This is a genomic window from Brevibacterium sanguinis (assembly GCF_039528855.1).
In the GTDB taxonomy this organism is placed as follows: domain Bacteria; phylum Actinomycetota; class Actinomycetes; order Actinomycetales; family Brevibacteriaceae; genus Brevibacterium; species Brevibacterium sanguinis.
The window spans coordinates 243,580-266,040 of the sequence record NZ_BAAAMB010000016.1 but is presented as its reverse complement, the minus strand read 5'-3'; the positions used below and the strand labels follow the sequence as shown (position 1 = coordinate 266,040).

Below are 22,461 nucleotides of genomic sequence, written 5' to 3'. Positions count from 1 at the left end.
GTCGAGCGTCCGCGAATCTCAGTCGAGGGTGCCGCTTGCGACGAGGACCGCGGGACCGGCCAGCGTGACGGTTCCGGCCGTCCCGGTCTGATCAGGGGTGATGCCGATGCGCAGGCGACCGCCGGGAACGTCGACGCGCCACTGCAGGGGCGAGGCCGCACCGGCCCAGTGATGGGCGGCGATCGCGGCCGCGCACGCACCGGTCCCGCACGATCGGGTCTCCCCGACGCCGCGTTCGGACACGCGCATCCGCAGGGCGCCCTCCCCGCCGGCGACGTCGCTGCGGGCCGGTTCCATGACGATGTACTCGACGTTCGACCCGTGCGGCGGCACCGGGTCGAGGACGGGGTAGTCGCGGAGGTCGGCGGCGGCGAGCTCGGCCGCCTCGGCGAGTGCCACGACGGTGTGCGGATTGCCCGTCTCGACGGACAGTCCCGGACGGGCAACGTCGATGCCGTCGGTCGTCACGAGCACCTCGGCGCGGTCGTCGAGTGACCACGCGCCCATGTCGACGGTGTACCACGCGTCCTCGGGCGAACCGGGGATCCGCGCGGTCGAGGCCTCGGTCGCGGGGTCGGTCTCACCGAGGGCGGGGTTGAGGGTGGTGCGGACGGTCTTGATGCCGTCGCGGGTGGCGACCTTGATCTCCGGGGCGTCAGCGGGGACGCGCCCGGTGGTGACGAGGGCGTGGGCGAAGACGCGGACGCCGTTGCCGCACATCTCCGAGAGGCTGCCGTCGTGGTTGTAGTAGTCCATGAACCATTCGGCACCGGCGGCGGCCTGGTCGGCGGCGCCGGGGATGCCGCTGTCGGCGGAGCGGACGATGCGGATGACGCCGTCGCCGCCGAGCCCGGTCTGCCGGTCGGCGAGCAGCGCGACGGTCTCGGGGTGGAGCGTGAGGTCACCGTTGTCGTCGTCGAGGAGGACGAAGTCGTTCTCGGTGCCATGCCCCTTGTGGAAGCGGGTGCCGGAGAGTGCGGCGAACGGTGAGGTCATGCCTCCATCCTAACGATCTCCAGTGCCCGGCTCAGCGGTGACCCCGGGGACTCCGGTGCCGCTGCCCCTGCCTCGCTCATGTCGATCCAGGTGATGCGCGGGTCGCGGCGGAACCACGTGTCCTGACGGCGGGCGAACTGGCGGGTGCGCACGGTCGTCGACTCCTGGGCCGCGGCCGCGCTCATCGTGCCCGCGAGATGCTCCTGGATCTGCGCGTACCCGATCGCCCGGGAGGCCGTGCGACCGCGGGCGAGCCCCTGGCCGAGCAGGGTGCGGACCTCGTCGACCCAGCCGGCCTCCCACATCCGGGCGACGCGGGTGGCGATGCGTGTGTGCAGGGTCGCCCGATCGACGCCGAGGCCGAGGTGGATCGTCGGTTCGATCTCCGTGTAGTCGGGCAGGGAAGCGCTGAAGGGCCGGCCGGTGAGTTCGATGACCTCGAGGGCGCGGACGATGCGGCGTGCGTCTCCGGTGCCGATCTTCTCTGCGGCGACCGGATCGAGGTCGGCGAGTCGGTGGTGGGCGGCCCACCGGTCGGCGGCGACCTCGGCCTCAAGGCGGGCGCGCACCGCAGGGTCGGTGCCCGGGAACTCCATGTGGTCGGTCGCGGCGCGGGCGTAGAGGCCCGAGCCGCCGACGAGGATCGGGCGCCGCCCGCGCGTCCGGATGTCGGCGATCGCCTCCCGGGCCGCGGTCTGGAAGGCCTGGACCGTGGCCTCCTCGGTGACGTCGAGGATGTCGATGAGGTGATGGGGCACCCCGCGGCGCTCGGTCACCGGCAGCTTCGCGGTGCCGATGTCCATGCCCCGGTAGAACTGCATGGAATCGGAGTTGATGATCTCCCCGTCGAGGCGTTCGGCGAGGTCGAGGGCGAGGTCGGACTTGCCCGTCGCGGTCGCGCCGACGATCGAGATGATCGGTGCCGGGGCGGTCATCTCAGCCTTCGGCCACGGCGCACAGGGTGCGCACGTCGTGGACGGTCGAGTCGTGGACGATCATCACCTCGCGGGTCCCCGGGGTGCCGGCCTCGTGGTGCTCGAGGGCGGCGCCGAGGAGGTCGAGGTCGGCGTGGACGGCGCGGGCGCCGCTCACGGCGGTGCGCAGGGCCGGGGTGTCCCAGCGTGCGATCGCGGCGGCGACGTCGGCGTCGAAGTCGCTCGCCCTGGGCACGGGGGCGAGTGGGGCATCCGCCGAGGCGGCACCGGAGAGGTCGATGGGCGCGAGCACGTCCTCGCTCGTGCCGGCCGCTCCGATGGTCACGCCGACCTCGTGCGCGTGGAGTGCGGCGATGGCCAGGCCGGGATGCGCGGTGCGGCAGGCGTCGCGCTCGTCCTCGCCCAGGGCGGTTACGGCGTCGACCCAGGCGTCTGCCTCGAGGAGGTCTCCGGTGCGGGTGTCGATGCCGCGGTCGATGCCGAAGCCGCCGAGTCCGAGGAGGACGGGCAGGGTGTCGACCGGCAGGGCCCACGCCGAGGCGGTCGCCAGGATGTCGAGGATCGCTGCGCGGGCTGCGGTGGAGCGTCGGGGTTCGGTGCGGTCGATGTGCGACAGCAGCACGGGGGTGGCCGGGATGAGCGCGAGGCGTCGCATCTCAGGTGCGCGGGCGGATCGTCGGCATTCCGAGCACGGTGGCGCCGCCGGGGGTGACTCCTGCGGTCGGGGTGCCGCAGCTGTCGGCCTGTGCGCGATCATAGGCGTCTCCGGCCCGCGACGGCCGCACGCTGACGCCGGAGTCGGCGAGGAGGAAGTAGGGCTTCGCGTCGGTGACCGTTGCCGTGACGAAGTCTCCGGGGCGCGGCAGCTCGTTGCCGGCCGGCGGCGAGACGTGGACGAGCCGGTTGTCGGCGGCGCGTCCGCTCAGTCGCGGGGAGTCGGCGTTCGGCAGGCTCGTGACGAGGACCTCGACCTCGGTGCCGATGAGCGCCTTGTTCTCCTCCCACGCGATCTCGTCCTGGAGGGCGATGAGGCGTTCGAACCGCTCCTGGACGATCTCCTTGGGCAGCTGGTCGGGCATCGTGGCCGCGGGCGTGCCGGGACGGATCGAGTACTGGAAGGTGAAGGCCTGGGAGAATCGGGCGCGACGGACGATGTCCATCGTGCCGGCGAAGTCCTCCTCGGTCTCGCCGGGGAAGCCGACGATGATGTCGGTGGTGATCGCGGCGTGCGGGATCCGCTCCCGGACTGTGTCGAGGATGCGCATGAAACGGCTCGTCCGGTAGGACCGGCGCATCGCCTTGAGAATCCGGTCGGAACCCGACTGCAGGGGCATGTGGAGCTGCGGCATGACGGTCGGGGTCTCGGCCATTGCGTCGATGACGTCGTCGGAGAAGGCCGCGGGGTGCGGGCTCGTGAAGCGCACGCGTTCGATGCCCTCGACATTGCCGACGGCGCGCAGGAGCTTGGCGAACGCGCCCTTGTCACGGAATTCGGCGCCGTAGGAGTTGACGTTCTGCCCGAGCAGGGTGACTTCGACGACCCCGTCGGCGACAAGGGCTTCGACCTCGGCGAGGATGTCGCCGGGACGGCGGTCCTTCTCCTTGCCGCGGAGGCTGGGGACGATGCAGAACGTGCACGTGTTGTTGCAGCCGACGGAGATCGACACCCACCCGGAGTGCTGGGATTCGCGGCGGCTGGGCAGGGTCGAGGGGAAGATGTCGAGGCTTTCGAGGATCTCGACCTGGGCTTCGTCGTTGTGCCGGGCGCGTTCGAGGAGCGCGGGCAGCGACCCCATGTTGTGGGTGCCGAAGACGACGTCGACCCAGGGGGCCTTCTTCACGATCGTGTCGCGGTCCTTCTGGGCCATGCAGCCGCCGACGGCGATCTGGAGGCCGGGGTGGTTCTCCTTGACCTTCGCGAGTCGACCGAGGTTGCCGTAGAGGCGGTTGTCGGCGTTCTCCCGCACCGCACACGTGTTGAAGACGACGACGTCGGCCTGGGCGTCGGCGTCGGCGCGGACGTATCCGGCGTCGTCGAGGAGGCCGGAGAGGCGTTCGGAATCGTGGACGTTCATCTGGCAGCCGTAGGTCTTGACCTCGTAGCTGCGCGCATGCGCGTCGGTGGTGTGCGGGGCGTCGATGAGTTCAGTCATGGCCCCACCATTCTACCGCCGCGCCCGTAACTCCGCTGTCGCCGACTCAGCCCTCGGCGAGCACCTCGCGGGTGACCTTGAGGCAGATCGTCGAGGAGAACCCGCGGCGGGCGAGCATCCCGAGGATCCGGCGTTCGCGCACCTCGTGGTCGAGGCCGCGGGTCGACCGCGCCTTCTTCTCGGCGACGTCGCGAGCGAGGCTCTCCTCACCTTCGGCTCCGCCGTCGACCTCGTCGACGACACCGGCGATCGTGTCCTCGTCGATGCCCTTCCGGCTCAACTGCCGGCGTAGGGCCGACCGGGAGAGCTTCTTCCCCTCACGCTGGGCCTTGGCGAAGCGGCGGGCGAACTCGGTGTCGTTCAGGAGGTTCGAGCGTTCGAGCTTGGTGATGAGCCGGTCGATCGCGGCCGCATCGAAGTCGCGTTTCGCGAGCTTCTCCCGCAGTTCGGTGCTCGAGTGGTCGCGCATCGCGAGCATGTTGAGCGCCGTCTTCTTCGCCTTCGCATAGGACTCGGCGAACTCCGGGGAGTCCCCGACGTCGGGGGCGAGAGAAGGAACATCGGCCCGAGCGGGCTGCTCCCCCGCCGCCGCGAGTCCGTCCCCCGCCTCGGCGACATCATCTCTCGCCGGCGCGACATCATCCCCCGCTTGCGCGGCGGCATCGCCCGCCTCGGCGAGCCCGGCGAAGAACCCCGACTCCCCCTGCGCGTGACGATGTTCGAGGTCGGAAATCGCCGCACGCAGGGCGCTGAGCTGAGCGGGTTCGGGCCCGGGCTCGTCTGAACGGCGAGCATCGGGAGTGCGCTCTTCGGTCATGGGTCTCCCCCAGTCATGAGGTCATGAGGTCGTACCGACTCCGCGTACAGGTCGCGCGGTCCGGCACACGGTCACGAGATCTCGACGTCGTCCGTCTCCTCGGCGGCAGCGGCATCGGGGGCCTCGTCCTCGACCTTGATGAGGCCCATCTTGTGCTTGATCTTCAGCTCGATCTCCTCGGCGAGGCCGGGGTTGTCGCGGAGGAAGTTGCGGACGTTCTCCTTGCCCTGGCCCAGCTGGTCGCCGTCGTAGGTGAACCACGAACCGGACTTGCGGATGATCCCGTTGTCGACGCCCATGTCGATGAGGCTGCCTTCGCGGGAGATGCCGTGGCCGTAGAGGATGTCGAACTCGGCCTGCTTGAACGGCGGGGCCACCTTGTTCTTGACGATCTTCGCCCGCGTCCGGTTGCCGATCGCATCCTGGCCCTCCTTGAGGGTCTCGATGCGACGGACGTCGATGCGCACGGAGGCGTAGAACTTCAGTGCCTTGCCGCCCGAGGTCGTCTCCGGGGAGCCGAAGAAGACGCCGACCTTCTCACGGAGCTGGTTGATGAAGATCGCCGTGGTCTTCGACTGGGCGAGGGCACCGGTGATCTTGCGCAGCGCCTGCGACATCAGGCGGGCCTGGAGGCCGACGTGGCTGTCGCCCATCTCGCCTTCGATCTCGGCCTTCGGCACGAGGGCGGCGACGGAGTCGATGACGATGATGTCGAGTGCGCCGGAGCGGATGAGCATGTCGGCGATCTCGAGCGCCTGCTCACCGGTGTCGGGCTGGGAGACGAGGAGCTGATCGGTGTCGACGCCGAGCTTCTTCGCGTACTCGGGGTCGAGCGCGTGCTCCGCGTCGATGAACGCGGCGATGCCGCCGGCCTTCTGGGCGTTCGCCACCGCGTGGAGGGCGACCGTCGTCTTGCCGGAGGACTCCGGTCCGTAGATCTCGACGACGCGGCCGCGCGGGAGACCGCCGATGCCGAGCGCGATGTCGAGGGCGACCGAGCCGGTCGGGATCGACTCGATGGGTTCCCGGACTCCCTCGCCGAGGCGCATGATCGCGCCCTTGCCGTAGTTGCGGTCGATCTGGCCGAGTGCGGCGTCGAGCGCCTTGGACTTGTCGCCGCCGGTGGGGATCTGCAGGTTCTTGGGTGTACGCGCCATGACCTCTCCTAAAGTGTTCGCAAACTGTGAGACCAAGGCTAGAAGATGGCACTGACATGACGACAGGGAAGCGATCTCCCCTGTGGACAACCGGCCACTCGTGGTCACAGGTCCCGTGATTCGCTCACCATCATAGCCGATATAAGAACATGTGTTCGAAATGTCGCGGCGTGTCGTTCGAAGATTGTCGGCACCCCTGCGCGCCGGCCACACCAGCCAGCATCGCCGCCAAGCTCAGCGGCTCAGAACGGCCGGGACCGCGGCTTCTCCTTGCCGAGACGCCGCGATTCGGGCACGCCCATCGAATCGCACACGGCGATCCAGATGTCACGGGGTTCGATGCCCTGGCGGAAGGCCTCGGCGGCGGTCACCGAGCCGAGGCTGCTCAGGGTGAGGTCGGTGTGGAGGGATGCGGCGCGCGCCTCCCCGAACTCCTCGTTCATGAGGGTCCAGTAGAGCGTGTGGCGCATTACGGCTTGGCAGCCAGCCGCGGGGTCGGGTAACCGCCCGGGTGGCCGAGGATCTTGTCCGAGAGCTCCTGCGGGATGGTGTCGGGGATGGCGACACCCTCTTCGAGGGCGAAGCGGTCCGAGACCTCGCTGAGCAGGGCCGAGACCGGCAGCTCAAGAGCTTCGCAGATCGCGGAGAGGAGTTCCGAGGAGGCTTCCTTCTGTCCGCGTTCGATCTCGCTGAGGTAGCCGAGCGACACGCTGGCTCCCGTGGAGACATCGCGCAGCGTCCGTCCTTGACGGCGGCGAGCGGAACGCAGGGCATCGCCGATTTCAACTCTCAGTAACATTGTGCGTCCCTCCCTTTGATCGCGCGATCGTGGATTCAACTTTACAGCCCGGTCGCGCGGGGGCGCCAACCTGAGCGGGTGAGATGGGGGTATTGCCAGTCCTTTCGGAGAAACCGGCGCGGTGGCATGTCTGTGCGTATGTCATCTTGAACACTCAACCATCGCACAAGGGAAGTTATTCCGCGCCGGTGTCCGTGCCGGCAGTGTCCGCGCCGACGGCGTCCGGACCGGCAGAGTCCGAACCAGCAGCCGCCCCACCGCTTCCCACCCCTCCCGTGCCCGGGTCGGGTCCGAATGCGAGCTTCGCGACGAACTCGCCGAGGCGCTCGACCATGGCCGCGACCGTGGCGGACCGGATCGCCTCCCGATCCCCGGTGAAGCGGTGTTCGACGACGTGGGCGCGGGAGCCGAACGCGATCGCCGTGTAGACGAAGCCGACCTCCTTGCCGTCCTGCGGGTCCGGTCCGGCGACTCCCGTGCAGGAGACGCCGATGTCGGCGACGCAGGCGCGGGCGGCGCCGACGGCCATCTGCGCGGCGACGACCTCGTCGACGGGTCCCGTCTCCTCGAGGCGGTCGGCGTCGACGCCGGCGAGGCTCGCCTTGAGGTCGGTCGCATAGGTAACGAGGCCGCCGCGAACGACCGCGGAGGCGCCGGGGACGTCGACGAGGGTGGAGACGAATCGGCCGGCAGTCAGGGATTCCGCCGAGGCGACCGAGAGTCCCAGCTGCGCACAGGTCGCGATGATCTCCCGGGACTCCGCGAGCAGGTCACCGGCCATCGCCGGTCCGCGGGCCCTCGGAATCCTCGGCCCCGTCCGGTCCCGATCCGGGCCCGCCGGCATCGCCGTGGCCGGGCTGCCGGACCGAGCCTCCCGCAGACGTCCCGTCGGAGGCGGGACGGTCGGTCGCCTCGGCGCCGGAATGGGCGGTGCGGGCCAACCGCGCCGCCTGGATGCAGTAGTCGATGCCGGTGACGATCGTGACGACGATCGCGGCGGCCATGACGACCCACGCGACGACGATGAGGACCATCGCCACGGGCACGGGGACGATGAACGCGAGCGGCTTGAGCAGGAGGAACAGCCCGATCGCGACGGTCTGGAGGACGGTCTTGAGCTTTCCGCCCTTGGAGGCGGGCATGACGGCGATGCGGATCATGAAGAAGCGCAGCACGGTGATGCCGAGTTCGCGCACGAGGATGATGACCGGCACCCACCACGGCAGCTCGCCGACGATGCTCAGCCCGATGAGGGCCGCGGCCATGAGCGATTTGTCGGCGATGGGGTCGGCGATCTTGCCGAAGTTCGTGATGAGGTTGTATTTGCGGGCGAGGTCGCCGTCGATCTTGTCCGTGGCCATCGCCAGCAAGAAGACCGCGAGCGCCCACCACCGCGTCGTGAGGTCCTGTCCCCCGTCGTTGAGGAGGAGGACGAGGAAGACGGGAACGAGGAGGATCCGCACCACCGTCAGGGCATTGGGGAGGTTCCAGGCGCTCGGTTCGGCAGTGGGCGGGGTCTCGGGGCGATCGTTCACACCTCAACCCTATCCGAGACCGCTGCCGGGAGCGCGGATCGCAGCCGGGAGCGCGGATCGCTGCCGTGAGCGCTGACCGCAGCCGGGGCCGTGCAGCCGAAGCAACGCAGCGGACAGCACAAAGCCGGCCACCCCGATCGGTGGCCGGCTCCGCGGTCGTCAGCGTCCCGTCAGCTGCCAGGCGTCCTCTCCGGAGGCCTCGACGACTTCGAGTCCGGTCTCCGGGTCGATGTCGCCGACCTGGAGGTCCTCGGCGTGTCCGACGCCGTTGGCGTAGGGATCGGTGCGCGCCGAGGCGGCCGACCCTCCCGCCGGCGACGGACCGTGGTCGCCGCGATCGTCGTAGCCGTCCTCGTCGTCGAAGTCCTCGGCGAAGTCGTCGGCGGCCGATGGCGCACTGCCGGCCCCCGCCTCGGCGGGTGGGGTCTCCCCCTTGATGACGGCGAGGGTGGCCGGGAGGTCCTCGGGGCGGACGAGGACGTCGCGGGCCTTCGACCCCTCGGAGGGTCCGACGATGCCGCGGGACTCCATGAGGTCCATGAGGCGGCCGGCCTTCGCGAAGCCGACGCGCAGCTTGCGCTGGAGCATCGACGTCGAGCCGAACTGGGTCGTCACGACCTGCTCGGCAGCCTGGAGGAGGAGTTCGAGGTCGTCGCCGATCTCCTCGTCGATCTGCTTCTTCGGCGCCTCGACGGCGACGTCCTCGCGGTAGTTCGGGGTGAGCTGGCCCTTGACGTGTTCGACGACCTTCTCGATCTCGGACTCGTTGACCCACGCGCCCTGAACGCGCATCGGCTTCGCGGCGCCCATCGGGAGGAACAGGGCGTCACCCTGGCCGATGAGCTTCTCCGCGCCCGGCTGGTCGAGGACGACGCGGGAGTCGGCCAGCGACGAGGTCGCGAACGCCAGCCGCGAGGGTACGTTGGCCTTGATGAGGCCGGTGACGACGTCGACGCTGGGGCGCTGCGTGGCGAGCACGAGGTGGATGCCGGCGGCGCGGGCGAGCTGCGTGATCCGCTGGATCGAGGCCTCGACGTCGCGCGGGGCGACCATCATGAGGTCGGCGAGCTCGTCGACGACGACGAGGAGGTACGGGTAGGGCTGGAGGACGCGCTCGGACCCGGCGGGCACCTGGACGCGGCCCTCGCGGACGGCCTTGTTGAACTCCTTGATGTGCTTGAACCCGAAGTTCGCGAGGTCGTCGTAGCGGGCGTCCATCTCGCGCACGACCCATTCGAGCGCCTCGGCGGCCTTCTTCGGGTTCGTGATGATCGGGGTGATGAGGTGCGGGATGCCCTCGTAGATCGTCAGCTCCACGCGCTTGGGGTCGACGAGGATCATCCGGACCTCGTCGGGGGTCGCGCGCATCATGATCGAGGTGATCATCGAGTTGACGAAACTCGACTTGCCGGCGCCGGTGGCACCGGCGACGAGGAGGTGGGGCATCTTCGAGAGGTCGGCGACGACGAACCCGCCTTCGACGTCCTTGCCCACGCCCATGACCATCGGGTGGTCGGTCTTGCGGGCGGCCTTCGAGCGCAGCACGTCGCCGAGGGCCACGTTCTCCCGGTCGGAGTTCGGGATCTCGATGCCGATCGCCTTCTTGCCGGGGATCGGCGAGAGGATGCGGACGTCGGCGCTGGCCACGGCGTAGGCGATGTTCTTGCTCAGCGCCGTGACCTTCTCGACCTTCGTGCCCGCGCCGAGTTCGACCTCGTAGCGGGTCACCGTCGGGCCGCGGGAGAAGCCGGTGACCTGGGCGTCGATCTTGAACTGCTCGAGGACGTCGCGGAGGGCCTCGACGACGCGGTCGTTGGCCTCGGAGCGCTCCTTGGCCGGGGGCCCGGGAACGAGGTAGTCGGAGTTCGGCAGGGTGTAGGTCACATCCCCGGCGAGCGTGAGCTGTTCGACGCGTTCGGGCAGCTGCTCCGTGGGAGGCGGTGCCGGGGTGTTCGTCGTCGGCACCGGCGCCGAGGCGGCAGCCGAGTTGGTCTGGTGCGCGACGGTCGGGGCGTCGTCGGCCATCCCGATGGCCTTCTTCAGCGCCGAGGCCTCGCGTTCGGCCTTCGTCGGGCGGCGCTCCCCGGGCTTGAACTTCGGTTCGGTGTCGATGACCGTCGTATCGGCTTCTTCGTCGGAGACCTCCTCCTCGCGGATGTAGGCCTTGTCGTAGGCCTTGTCGGCGAGGTCGTCGTCGACCGGCGGGTCGAGCTCGGGGATCTCCGTCTTCTTCTTCCGGCTGCGGCGCTTGGCGCCCATGACGGGTTTGAGGCTCGAGGTGTGGGTGTTCTCGGCGACGAGGTCGGTGGCGCTGGCCTCGGCGTCGGCGGCGGTCTCCGGGGCGGGCCGGGCACCGCCGGTGAGGCGCTGGTAGAGCGCGGTCAGTCGCCGCGGGATCGCCCGGACGGGGGTCGCGGTGATGACGAGGAGGGAGAAGAGTCCGAGGAGGACGAGCAGCGGCACGGCGACGTAGACGGTCGTCGCGACGACGAGCGGTGAGGAGACGACGAAGCCGAGCGCCCCGCCGCCGTTGGCCATCGCCTCACGCGAGTTGACGAACGTCGGGTTGCCGGCGGCGATGTGGGCGAGTCCCGCGGCCGAGAGCAGCAGGAGGATGATGCCGATGAGGATCCGGTTGTTGCCGCGGTTGTCGTCGCCGCGGAGGAACAGGCGGATCGCGTACCCGGTGAAGATCACGGGCAGGGCCAGGGCCACGCGGCCGAAGGTGCCCTCGACGACGTTGCGGACGACGTCGCTGATCGCGCCGGGGATGTTCCACCATTCGAAGGCGGCGATGACGATCGAGAGGCCGATGAGGAAGAACGCGGTGCCGTCCCTCTTCGTCGGGGACTGCTCGTCCGGTTCGTCGCTGAGGATCTTTCGCGCACGGTTGCCGGCCATGTGGGCCACTCCCCTCCACGCACCGGTGACAACGTTTGTCCCGGGGTCTTCGGTCCCCGCTTGTCCGGAACCACCCTTCGCCTTCGAGGCAGAGCGCTTGCCGGTGCCAGAAGCGGGGGAAGTCGTTCTGGTCGCCATGGTCCATATCCTAAGGTGATTCGGCGCGCGATCCCGGCAAATCCGCAGGTTTCGGCGCGCCTTGGCGGCGCTCTCCGATCGGCCGTGGGCACCGACGCGGTGACACTGCAGTTACGCCCTTAGGAGAGGGCGTATTCGTCGGTTCACCGCGTCGGCGGCTGTTCGCCGTCAGAGGCGCCGAGGCGGTCGCCGGGAGCGCTGGGGCGAGCGCTCGGGTGCATGGCGACGAAGACCGCCCACTCGCGCACCTCAGCACCGTCGCTGCGATGGGCTGAGTTCCGTGAGCGGAAGTCCTCGAGCAGGTCCTCGAGTCGTTGCCGGAACTCGTCGACCTCCTCGGCGGTGAGCATCGCGGCCATCCTGCTCATCGTCCGTTCGTCGGAGGGCGCGGCGGCGAACTCGGCGGTGAACGCCTCGATCATCGGATTCGCCACTTCGTCACCGAGATCGAGATACCAGCTCTTGCCCGTCGCGAGGTAGGGGATCTCGCGAGCTCCGCGCCGACCGCGACGCACCTCCTGAGCCTCGAGGAACCCGGTGTCGACGAGCATCCGCACATGATGGAGCGCGGTCGCGGGATTGAGCCCCACCGCCTCGGCGATCTCCCGGTTGGTCAGCGACTCGGAGAGGGTCAGGCGCAGGATGCGGATGCGCACGCTCGAGGCGAGCGCCTTCGCCTCGGCATCGGTGGCGTCGCGGCGCTCGATCGCTCGGGCCACGCGCTCGGCGTCACGCGGCGGTCGATCCGCGTCCCCGGCTCCTGCCTCCGCACTCATGCCCTCCACGCTAACCAACGATTGGCAGAAGTCAATGACTGTGTTGCCGGATGAACGCCTCGGTGCCACACTGGTGATTGAGAGAACTCAATCACTGCCGATCGCGGCGCCCGGCGGCGATTGCCGATCGCAGCTCATCACCCTGACTCGAAGAAGAGCCGATGACTCCACACGACCCCACCGAATCCGAGCCGGACCATTCGACCGACGGCCCCATTCCGCCGAGTGCACCCACGGTGCCGACGGGTCCGCCGCTGCCGCACCTGCCGACCGCATCGCATGAGGAGCAGTCACCGCCGCCTGGCCGAGTCCCGTCACGCTCTCTGTGGCGCCACCACGACTTCCGGCAGCTGTGGATGGGCGACACGGTCTCCGTCTTCGGCAACCAGTTCGTCCTCTTCGCCCTCCCCCTCATCGCCGTCCAGCTGCTCCACGCGAACGCCTTCGAGATGGGGGTCCTCGCCGCCCTCGAATCCGCGGCGTTCCTCCTCATCAGCCTGCCCGCCGGTGCCTGGGTCGACCGGATGCGGAAGAAGCGCATCATCGTGGCCGGCGACCTCGTGCGCGCCGGACTCCTCCTGACGATCCCCCTGGCGTGGGCGCTCGGCCTGCTCTCGATCGGCCAGCTGTGGATCATCGCCGCCCTCGTCGGCGTCGTCACCGTCTTCTTCGACGTCGCCAACCAGTCGTACCTGCCCGAGATCGTCGCCGGCGACCAGATCAGCGACGGCAACGGGAAGCTCCAGGCGAGCCAGCAGACGGCGTCCGTCGTCGGACCATCCGCGGCATCCGGTCTCGTCGGGCTCATCGGCGGACCCCTGACGGTCGGAGTGACGAGTGTGTGCATGGCGCTCTCGAGCCTGTTCGTCAGCCGGATCCGCCACCAGGAGGACCGGCCGGACGCGGGCACCGACACGACGCTCATCGCCGACATCCGCGAGGGCCTCGCCTTCGTCCTCAGCCACCCGTTGCTGCGTCGCATCGTCGCCTGCACGGGCCTGACGAACCTCGCGTCCTCCGCGGTCTTCGGCCTCCTCGTCCTCTACGCGCTGCGCACACTCGAGTTCAATGAGTTCCAGCTCGGGCTCGTCATGTCGATCGGGGCTGTCGGCGGAATCCTCGGGGCACTGAGCTCGTCGTGGGTGCAGAAGGTCGTCGGCGAGGGCCGGTCGATCGCCGTGTCGGCCGTGATCGGCGGTCTCTGCTGCCTCACCGTGCCGGCCGCCTCGGTGTTGCCGGCCCTGCCGACCCTGCTCCTCGGCTGGTTCGTCCTCTCGGGGATGGTCGTCGTCTACAACGTCGCGCAGGTGAGCTTCCGCCAGCGCCTGTGCCCGAAACCGCTGCTCGGCCGGATGAACGCCTCGATCCGCTTCCTCGTGTGGGGGCCGATGCCGATCGGCGCGTTCCTCGGCGGGACCATCGCGCACGCGATCGGCATCGTTCCCACCCTGTGGATCTTCGCGGGCCTCGCCGTGCTCTCCGCCCTGCCCGTGCTCATCTCACCGCTGGCCGGGATGCGCACCCTCCCCCGCGAACTCGACGCACTCGCGAACTCCACCCCCGCGTCGTGACCGCCGGGATCACCTCGGCGGGGAGATCACGGGTTGCGGTGACCACCTCGGCGAGGGACCACCGTCCGGCACCCCGCCTCGGCGAACTATTCCAACGCAGTGAACCGACACCTGCGCGCCGAACCGACGCCTCGAACGCCCCACGGCGCTGTCCTCCGGACGCAGAGTGTCGATCATCGAGCCCGAAATCGACACTCTGCGTCCGGAACTCCCAGCACCCCGGGTGCCACCGGGATGGGCACCGACTTCAGGACGTTCTGGGCAGAGAAAACGCGCCGAAACCTGTCCAGAACGACCTCGACTCGGCCGCAACGCCCAACAATCCAGCCCAGCACAGTGCCACAGGCCCGGCCGCGCCACCCGCCGACGCCCTGGCGCAACACATACGCAGTGAACCGACACTTACGCAGTGACACAACCGGTCGGACAACAATGACGCGGTGAAACGACAAATACGCCCTCAGCTGAGGGCGTATTTGTCGTTTCACCGCGTCGAAGCAGGTAGGGTCGGCCGAACGGGCCGCGCGAACCCCGCCGATCCGACCCGGCCGACCCCGGGGTCAGTCCATCTTCGCGTACGCGGGCAGGGTGAGGAAGTCGACGTAGTCCGGCGCCACGGCCACGGAGAGGAAGAGGTCGGTGGCGTCCTTCCAGTCCGCGGGGTCACCGGGGAGGCCGGCGACCTCCTCCGCGACGAGCTTCTCGACGAGCTCCCGGGTCACCGTCTCACCGGTGTCGAGTTCGACCCCGGCGTCGAGCCACTGCCACACCTGCGAGCGGGAGATCTCCGCGGTCGCGGCGTCCTCCATGAGCCCGTGGATGGCGACTGCGCCGTTGCCTTCGAGCCACGCCCGCAGGTACTGGATGCCGACGTTGATGTTCGTCCGCAGCCCCGCCTCGGTGATGGCACCCGGCGTCGACTTGACGTCGAGGAGTTCGGCCGCGGTGACGGAGACGTCCTCGCGCTTGTTGTCGATCTGGTTGGGCTTGTCGCCGAGGGTCTCCGTGAAGACCTCCTTGCACAGGGCGACCATGCCCGGGTGCGCGACCCACGAGCCGTCGAATCCGTTGCCGGCCTCACGGGACTTGTCCTCGCGGACCTTGGCGAACGCCGCCTCGTTGGCCGCCGGGTCCTTCGCCGGCACGAACGCGCTCATGCCGCCGATCGCGTGGGCCCCGCGCTTGTGGCACGTGCGCACGAGCAGCTCGGTGTAGGCGCGCATGAACGGCACCGTCATCGTCACGTCCGAGCGGTCGGGCAGCAGGTAGTCGGCACCGCGGGAGCGGAAGTTCTTGATGACGGAGAAGATGTAGTCCCAGCGCCCGGCGTTGAGCCCGGCCGAGTGCTCGCGCAGCTCGTAGAGGATCTCCTCCATCTCGAACGCCGCGGGGTAGGTCTCGATGAGCACGGTCGCGCGGATCGTGCCGCGGGCCAGGCCGAAGGCGTCCTCGGCGTACTCGAAGACCTGGTTCCACAGGCGCGCTTCGAGGTGGGACTCCATCTTCGCGAGGTAGAAGTACGGGCCCTTGCCCTTCTCGATCTGCTTCTGACCGGCGGTGGCGAAGTAGAGCGCGAAGTCGACGAGCGAACCCGAGGTCTCCTCGCCGTCGACGAGGATGTGCTTCTCCGGCATGTGCCAACCGCGGGGTCGCACGACGATCGTCGGCAGCTCCTCGTCGGGGGCGAGCGTGTACTCCTTGCCCTCGGGCGAGGTGAAGTCGATCTCGCGGTTGAGCGCGTCGAGGAGGTTGATCTGACCGCCGATGACCGAATCCCACTGCGGGGTGTTCGCGTCCTCCTGGTCGGCCAGCCACACCTTCGCGCCCGAGTTGAGCGCGTTGATCGTCATCTTCTTGTACGTCGGACCGGTGACCTCGACGCGGCGGTCCTCGAGCCCGGGCGCCGGCGGGGCGACCTGCCAGCTCTCGTCCTCGCGGATCTCCTTGGTCTCGGGAAGGAAGTCGAGATCGGCCCCATTGGCGATCTCCTGCTGGCGAACCCGACGAGCTTCGAGGCGCTCGAGCCGGTCGCCGTTGAACTTCCGGTGCAGCTCGACGATGAGCTTGAGCGCTTCCGGGGTGAGGACCTTCTCCGCGCCGTCCGGCAGTTCGCCGGTGATCTCCATTCCGGCGGGAATGTCGAGGTTCTCGATATGAGCAGTCATCGGTGGTTCTCCTTTTTGTCGCACCGGGGCCGGTGCGTCGAGTATCGCGGGCAGCGGGGTTTGGCCGGCGAAACTTTCACATCGTGAAATTGTTTGTTCACACACCGAAAGAATATGTTGTGATACACATCTCGTCAAACCGCCGTTCCCGGCTCCTCGACTCACCTCGCCGAGGCGGCTCCCCCGTTCACATGGACCGATGCGTCCGCGCGTCAGTGGTTGTGGCCGTTGCGTCCGAGCGAGGTCACCGGCGCCGCCCCGTGGCGGGTCCACTGGGGCACCGGTCGACTCGTCGGCCCCCACGTCGCGGCACCCGTGTCGTCGGTGCGCCAGTACCAGCCGACCGGGGCGCCTCGGCCGCCCACCGGCGATCCGGCGTCGGGGACCTCGGGCCAGCCCGCGGGCACCTTCTCCCAGCCCTCGCGCCTGCCGAGCGGAGTCATGTCGAGCAGACCGAGGAACCCGGTCACCGGTTCGACACCCCGTCCGGTCGTCGCATACGTGAGGAAGACCCGGTCGCCTCGGCGCGCGAAGCTGAGCAGGGAGCCCATGTCCCCGCCGAGCGGCTCGTCGAGACCGCGCACGGAATACCACGGCTGCTCATAGCCCATGAAGTGGACGAACGGGCGCACCTCGGACCAGGCGCCGGAGGTGAGGACGGCGAACGAGACGCCGCGGGCGTTGAGGTAGACCGAGTCGCGCAGACTCCATGCCACCGCAGTGCAGCCTTCGCACTGTCCCTGGTGGGGCGCCCCGTCGTACCACATGTGCTTGTAGACGATGAGCTCGTCACGGCCGTCGAAGAGGTCGCGGAAGGCGACCGGGCCGTCCTCGCCGTGGACTTCGGCGTCCCCGTCGATCTCGACCATCGGCAGCGTGCGGCGGGCGGCGGCGATGGCGTCCGCCTCGGTGGTGTGGGCCTTCTCCCGGTCGAGGATCTCCGCCCGGGCATTGCGCCAGGTGTCGGCGTCGACGACCTCGGGCAGTCCGGGGATCTGGTCAGCGGACTCTCTGCTGATGTACGTCATGACAACCGACTCCTTCGTCCCCGGCCTGGTGCCGTGCCTGCGCTCGCCGCTGTCCGACAAGCGCCACTGCTCTGACACTATCGACACTCACGCGGGGACTCAAGAGCCCGGCGGCCCGCCCAGCGTGGTTCCTTGACCACCTGCGTCCCGCACAGGACAATGACCTAAACGCCGTGGTCGTCCGCGGCCGCACCGGTGGCACCGTTGCCGTCCCTCCAGGTGACAGCGTCACCGTTCCTCCGCGTGGCACGTGTGCCACTCCTCGAAGTGGCAGCGCCGCCACGGATCGGACACGACGATGGACAACCTGGCCGTAGCCGCACTCCTTGCCCTCACCCCGATCCTGCTCGCAGGGGTCCTCCTCATCGGCTTCCGCTGGCCGGCGAAGTACGCGATGCCGATCGGCCTCGTCGCCGCCGCGCTCATCGCGAACTTCGCATGGCAGATCGAGTGGGTGACGATCGCCGCCTCCGTCGTCCAGGGCCTCCTCGTGGCCATCGGCCTGCTGTGGATCGTCTTCGGGGCGCTGCTCCTCCTCGCGACGATCACCCGGTCGGGGGCGATCGAGACGATCCGCGCGGGCTTCGTCTCGATCTCGCCTGACCGGCGCGTGCAGGTCATCATCGTCGCGTGGCTCTTCGGCTCGTTCATCGAGGGCGCCGCCGGCTTCGGCACCCCTGCCGCCGTCGTCGCCCCGCTCATGCTCGCCCTCGGATTCCCGGCGATCGCCGCCGTCCTCGCCGGCCTCATCATCCAGTCGACGCCGGTGAGCTTCGGGGCGGTGGGCACGCCGATGATCGTCGGCATCGGCACGGGCCTGGCCCAGGAGGACGGGAGCATGTCGCCCGACGTCGCCGCCCGCGCCGCCCAGCTCGGGCTCGACCAGTCCGGCTTCATCGCCCACACGGCTGTGCAGGTCGCCCTCATCCACGCCGTCTGCGGCATCCTCATCCCGCTCCTCCTCGCCTGCCTGATGACGGGGTTCTTCGGTGAGCGCCGCCGCTTCGCCGACGGGCTCGCCGTCGCCCCGTTCGCGATCTACTCCGCGCTCGCGATGATCGTGCCCTACCTCCTCGTCGCCATGTTCCTTGGTCCCGAGTTCCCGTCGCTCCTCGGCGGCCTCATCGGTCTCGCGATCGTCGTGACGACCTCGCGGATGGGCTTCCTCATGCCGAAGAAGATCTGGGACTTCGCGCCCCGCAGCCAATGGCCGGCGTTCTGGATGGGCACCGTCGACCCCGCCGACGAGGCCGCGCACCTGACGAAGAAGATGTCCTTGGCCAGGGCGTGGGCGCCCTACCTCATCGTCGTCGCCCTCCTCCTCTTCACCCGCAACGTGCCGCCGGTCAAGGAGTTCCTCAACGGTCCGGCCGTCATCAAGGTCGAGGGCATCTTCGGCACCCCGATCAGCCAGAACATGGATCTCCTCTGGTCGCCGGGAGCGATCTTCGTCCTCGCGTGCGGACTGACCTACCTCATCCACCGGATGACGCGCGAGCAGATCGGGTCGTCGTGGTCGATCGCCGGCGCGCAGATCGCCGGCGCCGCCGTCGCGCTCCTGTGCTCCCTGCCGCTCGTGCGGGTGTTCATCAACTCCGGCCCGGACTACAACAACGCCGGGTTGGAATCGATGCCGGTCACCCTCGCCGAGGCGGCCGCCTCCACCGTCGGCGACGCCTGGCCGCTGCTCGCCCCCTTCATCGGGGCGCTCGGAGCGTTCGTCGCCGGATCGAACACCGTCTCGAACATCATGTTCTCCCAGTTCCAGTTCTCCACCGGCGTCGCGATCGGCGCAGCCTCTCCCGAGACCGTCGTCGCCGCGCAAGCGGTGGGCGGGGCGGCCGGGAACATGGTCGCCGTCCACAACGTCGTGGCCGCCTCGGCGACGGTGGGCCTCATCGGACGCGAGGGCGAGCTCATCCGGCGCACCTCGATCCCCATGCTCGTCTATGCGCTCACCGCCGGAGCGCTCGCATTCATCGGCATCAACGGCCTCGGCGCGAACGCGGGCACGGTCGTGCTCTGTGCGATCATCGTCGGTCTCGCCGTGCTCGTCATCCTCGCCCGCCGGTCGTCCGGGAAGCCCCTCGTCCCCGCAGCGTGAGGAGCCGGCGCGCCGTGAGGGGCGGGCGGGCCGTAGCCCGGCTGCAGCACCGACTTCAGGTCGTTCTGGACAGAGAAAACGCGCCGAGATCTGTCCAGAACGACCTCGACTCGCCCCCGACCGACCCGCAACCGCCCCAGCAGGGCGCCGCACGCCCGGCAGCACCGCCCAGCGCGGCGCCGCACGCCCGTCCGCCCCGTGCTGCGACGCCCCGATACGGCAAATACGCGGTGAACCGGACACTTACGCGCCGAACCGACGCCTCCAGCGCCCCGCGGCGCCGTTTCCCGGACGCAGAGTGTCGATGATCGAGTCCGAAATCGACACTTTGCGTCCGCAAGTCCCTGCGGCCCGGGTGCCGCCGGGACGGCCACCGACTTCAGGACATTCTGGACAGAGAAAACGCGCCGGAATCTGTCCAGAACGACCTGAACTCGGCCGCGAGCAGCCTGCACCCAACCCAGCGCGGCGCCACGTGCTAAACCGCCCCGTGCACCGACGCACTGGCGCGGCAACTACGCGGTGAACCGACAACTACCCGCCGAACCGACGCCGCGATACAGCGAGAGCGCCCCGCGCACCGACGCACTGGCGCGGCAACTACGCGGTGAGCCCACGCCTCAACACGCCAAGAGCGCGGTGAACCGGATCCGGCGCGGTGCAGAGCACCTCGCTGATCTCGGCTCACCGCGCTCTCACGGTGGACTCAGGGCACAGAGCCTCAGACGATGACGACCATCGGGACGATCATCGGCTTGCGGCGCAGCTTCGAGGACACCCAGCGGCCGACGGTGCGGCGGACGACCTGCTGCAGCTGGTACTGGTCGGTCGTGCCGGACTCGAGCGCCTCTTCGATCGCCTTCGTCACCTTCGGGATGATCGAGTCGAAGACGTCGTCGGACTCGGCGACGCCGCGGGCGTGGATCTCCGGGCCGGCGATGACGGTCTTCGTCTGGCTGTCGACGGCGAGGAAGATCGTCACGAAGCCCTCACCGGCGAGGACGAGACGGTCCTTGAGGTCCGCCTCGGTGATCTCACCGACGGAGGAGCCGTCGACGAAGACGTAGTTGCAGTCCACGGCCCCGACCACCTCGGCGTGGCCGTCCTTGAGGTCGACGACCCAGCCGTCGTCGGCGAGGACGATGTTGTCCGGGTCGACTCCGGTCGCCTCGGCGTGGCGGGCATTGGCGAGCAGGTGCCGCCATTCGCCGTGCACGGGCATGACTCCGCGGGGCTGGACGATGTTGTAGCAGTAGAGGAGCTCGCCGCCGGACGCGTGACCGGAGACGTGGACCTTCGCATCGGCCTTCGAGATCACCTTCGCGCCGAGCTTCATCAGGCCGTTGATGACCTTGAACACGGAGTTCTCGTTGCCGGGGATGAGCGAGGACGCGAGGATGACGGTGTCGCCGTCGCCGACCTCGATGCGGTGGTTGCGGTTGGCCATCCGCGACAGCGCGGCCATCGGCTCGCCCTGGGACCCGGTGCACATGAGAACGACCTGGTCGTCGGGCAGGTCGTCGACGTCCTTGATGTCGATGAGGACGCCCTGGGGCACGTGGAGGTAGCCGAGGTCCGCGGCGATCTTCATGTTGCGCACCATCGACCGGCCGACGAGGGCGACCTTGCGACCGTGCGCGCTCGCGGCGTCGAGGACCTGCTGGACGCGGTGGACGTGGGAGGAGAACGACGCGACGATGATGCGGCGCTCGGCGTGGCCGAAGAGGTTCTCGAGGACGGGACCGATGTCCTTCTCGAGCGCCGTGAAGCCGGGCACCTCGGCGTTCGTCGAGTCCGTCATGAAGAGGTCCACACCCTCCTCGCCGAGGCGGGCGAAGGCACGGAGGTCCGTGATCCGACCGTCGAGCGGGAGCTGGTCCATCTTGAAGTCGCCGGTGTGGAGGATGTTGCCCGCGCCGGTGCGGATGAAGACGGCGAGCGCGTCGGGGATCGAATGGTTGACGGCGACGAACTCGAGGTCGAAGGGACCGAGCTGGTCCGTGTCACCGGCCTTGACGACGCGGGTGACCGCCTTGATGCGGTGCTCCTTGAGCTTCGCCTCGATGAGGGCGATCGTCAGCTTCGATCCGAGGATCGGGATGTCGGGCTTGCGTTTGAGGAGGTAGGGCACGGCGCCGATGTGGTCTTCGTGGCCGTGAGTGAGGACGAGGCCGACGATGTCGTCGAGGCGGTCGTCGAGGTAGGAGAAATCGGGGAGGATGAGGTCGACACCGGGCTGCTCCTCCTCGGGGAAGAGGACGCCGGCGTCGACGATGAGGATCTTGCCGTGGTACTCGAACACGGTCATGTTGCGCCCGACCTCGCCGAGGCCGCCGAGGGCGACGATCCGGACGGCTTCCGGATCCATCTTCGGCGGCAGCGCGAGTTCTTGGGTCAATGCATTATTCACTGAGGTAACCACTCCTGGTCAGTTGGGCGGTGACGAACGCCGTCTGCTCCTCATCTGCTGGGAGCAGCGGCATCCGGGTACCGCGGTTGTCAAGTATTCCTTGGGCCTGCAGTGCGGCCTTCGCCGAGAGGACTCCCGGCATGTGGTTCATGAGGGCATCGACGACGCCGGCCGACTCGGTGCTGAGTCGGCGTGCCGTGTCGAGGTCGTTCGCGGCGACCGCGGCGACCATCGGAGCGAAGCGGTCGGTGCACACGTGCCCGGCGACGGAGACGAGCCCGACCGCGCCGATCGCGAGCAGCGGCAGGTTGAGCGCGTCCTCGCCCGAGTAGTAGGCCAGCGGCGAGGCCGCCATCACCTGGGAGGAGGCGAACAGGTCGCCCTTGGCATCCTTGACCGCGAGGATGTTCGGATGCTCGCCGAGGCTGATGAGCGTATCCGTGTCGATCGGGACTCCCGAGCGACCCGGGATGTCGTAGAGCATGACGGGCAGGTCGGTGGAGTCCGCGGCCTCCCGCATGTGGGCGGCGATCGCCGCCTGCGTCGGCTTCGAGTAGTAGGGGGTGACGACGAGGAGGCCGTCGGCCCCGGCTTCGGCCGATCGCCTGCTCAGGTCAACAGTGTGGGCGGTGACATTGTTCCCGGTGCCGGCGACGAGCTTCGCGCGGGTGCCCACGGCGCCGCGGACGACGCGCAGGAGCTCGACCTTCTCTTCGTCGGTCGTCGTCGGGGACTCCCCCGTCGTGCCGGAGACGACGAGCATGTCGTTGCCGAGGCTCACGAGGTGATCGGCGACCTTCTCCACGCCGGCCCAGTCGATGCTTCCGTCGTCCTTGAACGGAGTCACCATTGCCGTGCCGACGGTACCGAACGCATCGATTGCGGCGCCCGCCGCACTGTCCCCGAGAATCGCCATGCCACAAGGATACCGCTGAGCACCCTCTCCTCGCGGCACCGACTCGGGGTGCGCCGCGGC

At 69.0% G+C, this 22,461-nt stretch carries 18 protein-coding genes; 2 read left to right on the top strand and 16 right to left on the bottom strand.

The genetic code is table 11. From position 1 onward, the window contains the following. Positions 1–18 precede the first annotated feature (18 nt). The 12 genes from dapF to ABD154_RS17160 all read right to left on the bottom strand — a co-directional run bounded on the left by dapF (position 19) and on the right by ABD154_RS17160 (position 12,207). Positions 19–996: a diaminopimelate epimerase gene (gene dapF, locus ABD154_RS17215; protein WP_344251743.1), complete on the bottom strand. Its 978-nt coding sequence runs from the start codon at positions 994–996 to the stop codon at positions 19–21. Next, positions 993–1,931, bottom strand: a complete 939-nt coding sequence (miaA, locus tag ABD154_RS17210) for a tRNA (adenosine(37)-N6)-dimethylallyltransferase MiaA (RefSeq protein WP_344251742.1) — start codon at positions 1,929–1,931, stop codon at positions 993–995. Before miaA ends, dapF begins: the two co-directional genes overlap by 4 nt. 1 nt (position 1,932) lies before the next feature. After that, the gene (locus ABD154_RS17205) at positions 1,933–2,586 is read right to left on the bottom strand and encodes a hypothetical protein (RefSeq protein ID WP_344251741.1); all 654 of its coding nucleotides are present in this window, start codon (positions 2,584–2,586) and stop codon (positions 1,933–1,935) included. A 1-nt stretch (position 2,587) separates the two neighbouring features. Further along, a complete protein-coding gene (miaB, locus tag ABD154_RS17200) occupies positions 2,588–4,084 on the bottom strand; it encodes a tRNA (N6-isopentenyl adenosine(37)-C2)-methylthiotransferase MiaB (RefSeq protein ID WP_344251740.1) in 1,497 nt (498 codons plus the stop codon). A 46-nt stretch (positions 4,085–4,130) separates the two neighbouring features. Then, entirely contained in the window at positions 4,131–4,901 is a 771-nt protein-coding gene (locus tag ABD154_RS17195) for a regulatory protein RecX (protein WP_344251739.1), read from the bottom strand. 71 nt (positions 4,902–4,972) lie between these two features. Next, positions 4,973–6,058, bottom strand: coding sequence for a recombinase RecA (gene recA / locus ABD154_RS17190; RefSeq protein ID WP_344251738.1), 1,086 nt, complete (start codon positions 6,056–6,058; stop codon positions 4,973–4,975). A 242-nt stretch (positions 6,059–6,300) separates the two neighbouring features. Then, the gene (locus tag ABD154_RS17185) at positions 6,301–6,528 is read right to left on the bottom strand and encodes a DUF3046 domain-containing protein (protein ID WP_137826353.1); all 228 of its coding nucleotides are present in this window, start codon (positions 6,526–6,528) and stop codon (positions 6,301–6,303) included. After that, positions 6,528–6,896, bottom strand: coding sequence for a helix-turn-helix domain-containing protein (locus ABD154_RS17180; RefSeq protein WP_376870422.1), 369 nt, complete (start codon positions 6,894–6,896; stop codon positions 6,528–6,530). Before ABD154_RS17180 ends, ABD154_RS17185 begins: the two co-directional genes overlap by 1 nt. Positions 6,897–7,032: 136 nt before the next feature. Next, on the bottom strand, positions 7,033–7,638 hold the full coding sequence (locus ABD154_RS17175) for a CinA family protein (RefSeq protein WP_344251737.1): 606 nt from the start codon (positions 7,636–7,638) through the stop codon (positions 7,033–7,035). Further along, positions 7,628–8,392 (bottom strand): CDP-diacylglycerol--glycerol-3-phosphate 3-phosphatidyltransferase, encoded by a 765-nt coding sequence (gene pgsA, locus ABD154_RS17170; protein WP_344251736.1) that lies wholly within the window; start codon positions 8,390–8,392, stop codon positions 7,628–7,630. The genes ABD154_RS17175 and pgsA overlap by 11 nt, the downstream gene beginning before the upstream one ends. A 159-nt stretch (positions 8,393–8,551) precedes the next feature. Continuing rightward, positions 8,552–11,293 (bottom strand): DNA translocase FtsK, encoded by a 2,742-nt coding sequence (locus ABD154_RS17165; RefSeq protein ID WP_344251735.1) that lies wholly within the window; start codon positions 11,291–11,293, stop codon positions 8,552–8,554. A gap of 281 nt (positions 11,294–11,574) precedes the next feature. After that, on the bottom strand, positions 11,575–12,207 hold the full coding sequence (locus ABD154_RS17160) for an ArsR/SmtB family transcription factor (RefSeq protein ID WP_344251734.1): 633 nt from the start codon (positions 12,205–12,207) through the stop codon (positions 11,575–11,577). A gap of 161 nt (positions 12,208–12,368) precedes the next feature. Here ABD154_RS17160 and ABD154_RS17155 point away from each other — a divergent pair, with 161 nt between their 5' ends. Then, positions 12,369–13,778 carry an MFS transporter gene (locus tag ABD154_RS17155; RefSeq protein WP_344251733.1) on the top strand — a complete coding sequence of 470 codons (1,410 nt, stop codon included), beginning with the start codon at positions 12,369–12,371 and terminating at the stop codon, positions 13,776–13,778. Between the two features lie 560 nt (positions 13,779–14,338). Here ABD154_RS17155 and aceB read toward each other — a convergent pair. Both aceB and ABD154_RS17145 read right to left on the bottom strand, forming a co-directional pair. After that, positions 14,339–15,943: a malate synthase A gene (gene aceB, locus ABD154_RS17150; protein ID WP_198499105.1), complete on the bottom strand. Its 1,605-nt coding sequence runs from the start codon at positions 15,941–15,943 to the stop codon at positions 14,339–14,341. 212 nt (positions 15,944–16,155) lie between these two features. Then, on the bottom strand, positions 16,156–16,971 hold the full coding sequence (locus ABD154_RS17145; protein ID WP_344251732.1) for a DUF899 family protein: 816 nt from the start codon (positions 16,969–16,971) through the stop codon (positions 16,156–16,158). Positions 16,972–17,269: 298 nt separating this feature from the next. Here ABD154_RS17145 and ABD154_RS17140 point away from each other — a divergent pair, with 298 nt between their 5' ends. Next, a complete protein-coding gene (locus tag ABD154_RS17140) occupies positions 17,270–19,075 on the top strand; it encodes an L-lactate permease (protein ID WP_344251731.1) in 1,806 nt (601 codons plus the stop codon). Positions 19,076–19,796: 721 nt separating this feature from the next. Here ABD154_RS17140 and ABD154_RS17135 read toward each other — a convergent pair. Both ABD154_RS17135 and dapA read right to left on the bottom strand, forming a co-directional pair. Further along, positions 19,797–21,443 (bottom strand): ribonuclease J, encoded by a 1,647-nt coding sequence (locus ABD154_RS17135; protein WP_137826361.1) that lies wholly within the window; start codon positions 21,441–21,443, stop codon positions 19,797–19,799. Positions 21,444–21,477: 34 nt separating this feature from the next. Continuing rightward, positions 21,478–22,401: a 4-hydroxy-tetrahydrodipicolinate synthase gene (gene dapA / locus ABD154_RS17130; RefSeq protein ID WP_344251730.1), complete on the bottom strand. Its 924-nt coding sequence runs from the start codon at positions 22,399–22,401 to the stop codon at positions 21,478–21,480. Positions 22,402–22,461: the final 60 nt, after the last annotated feature.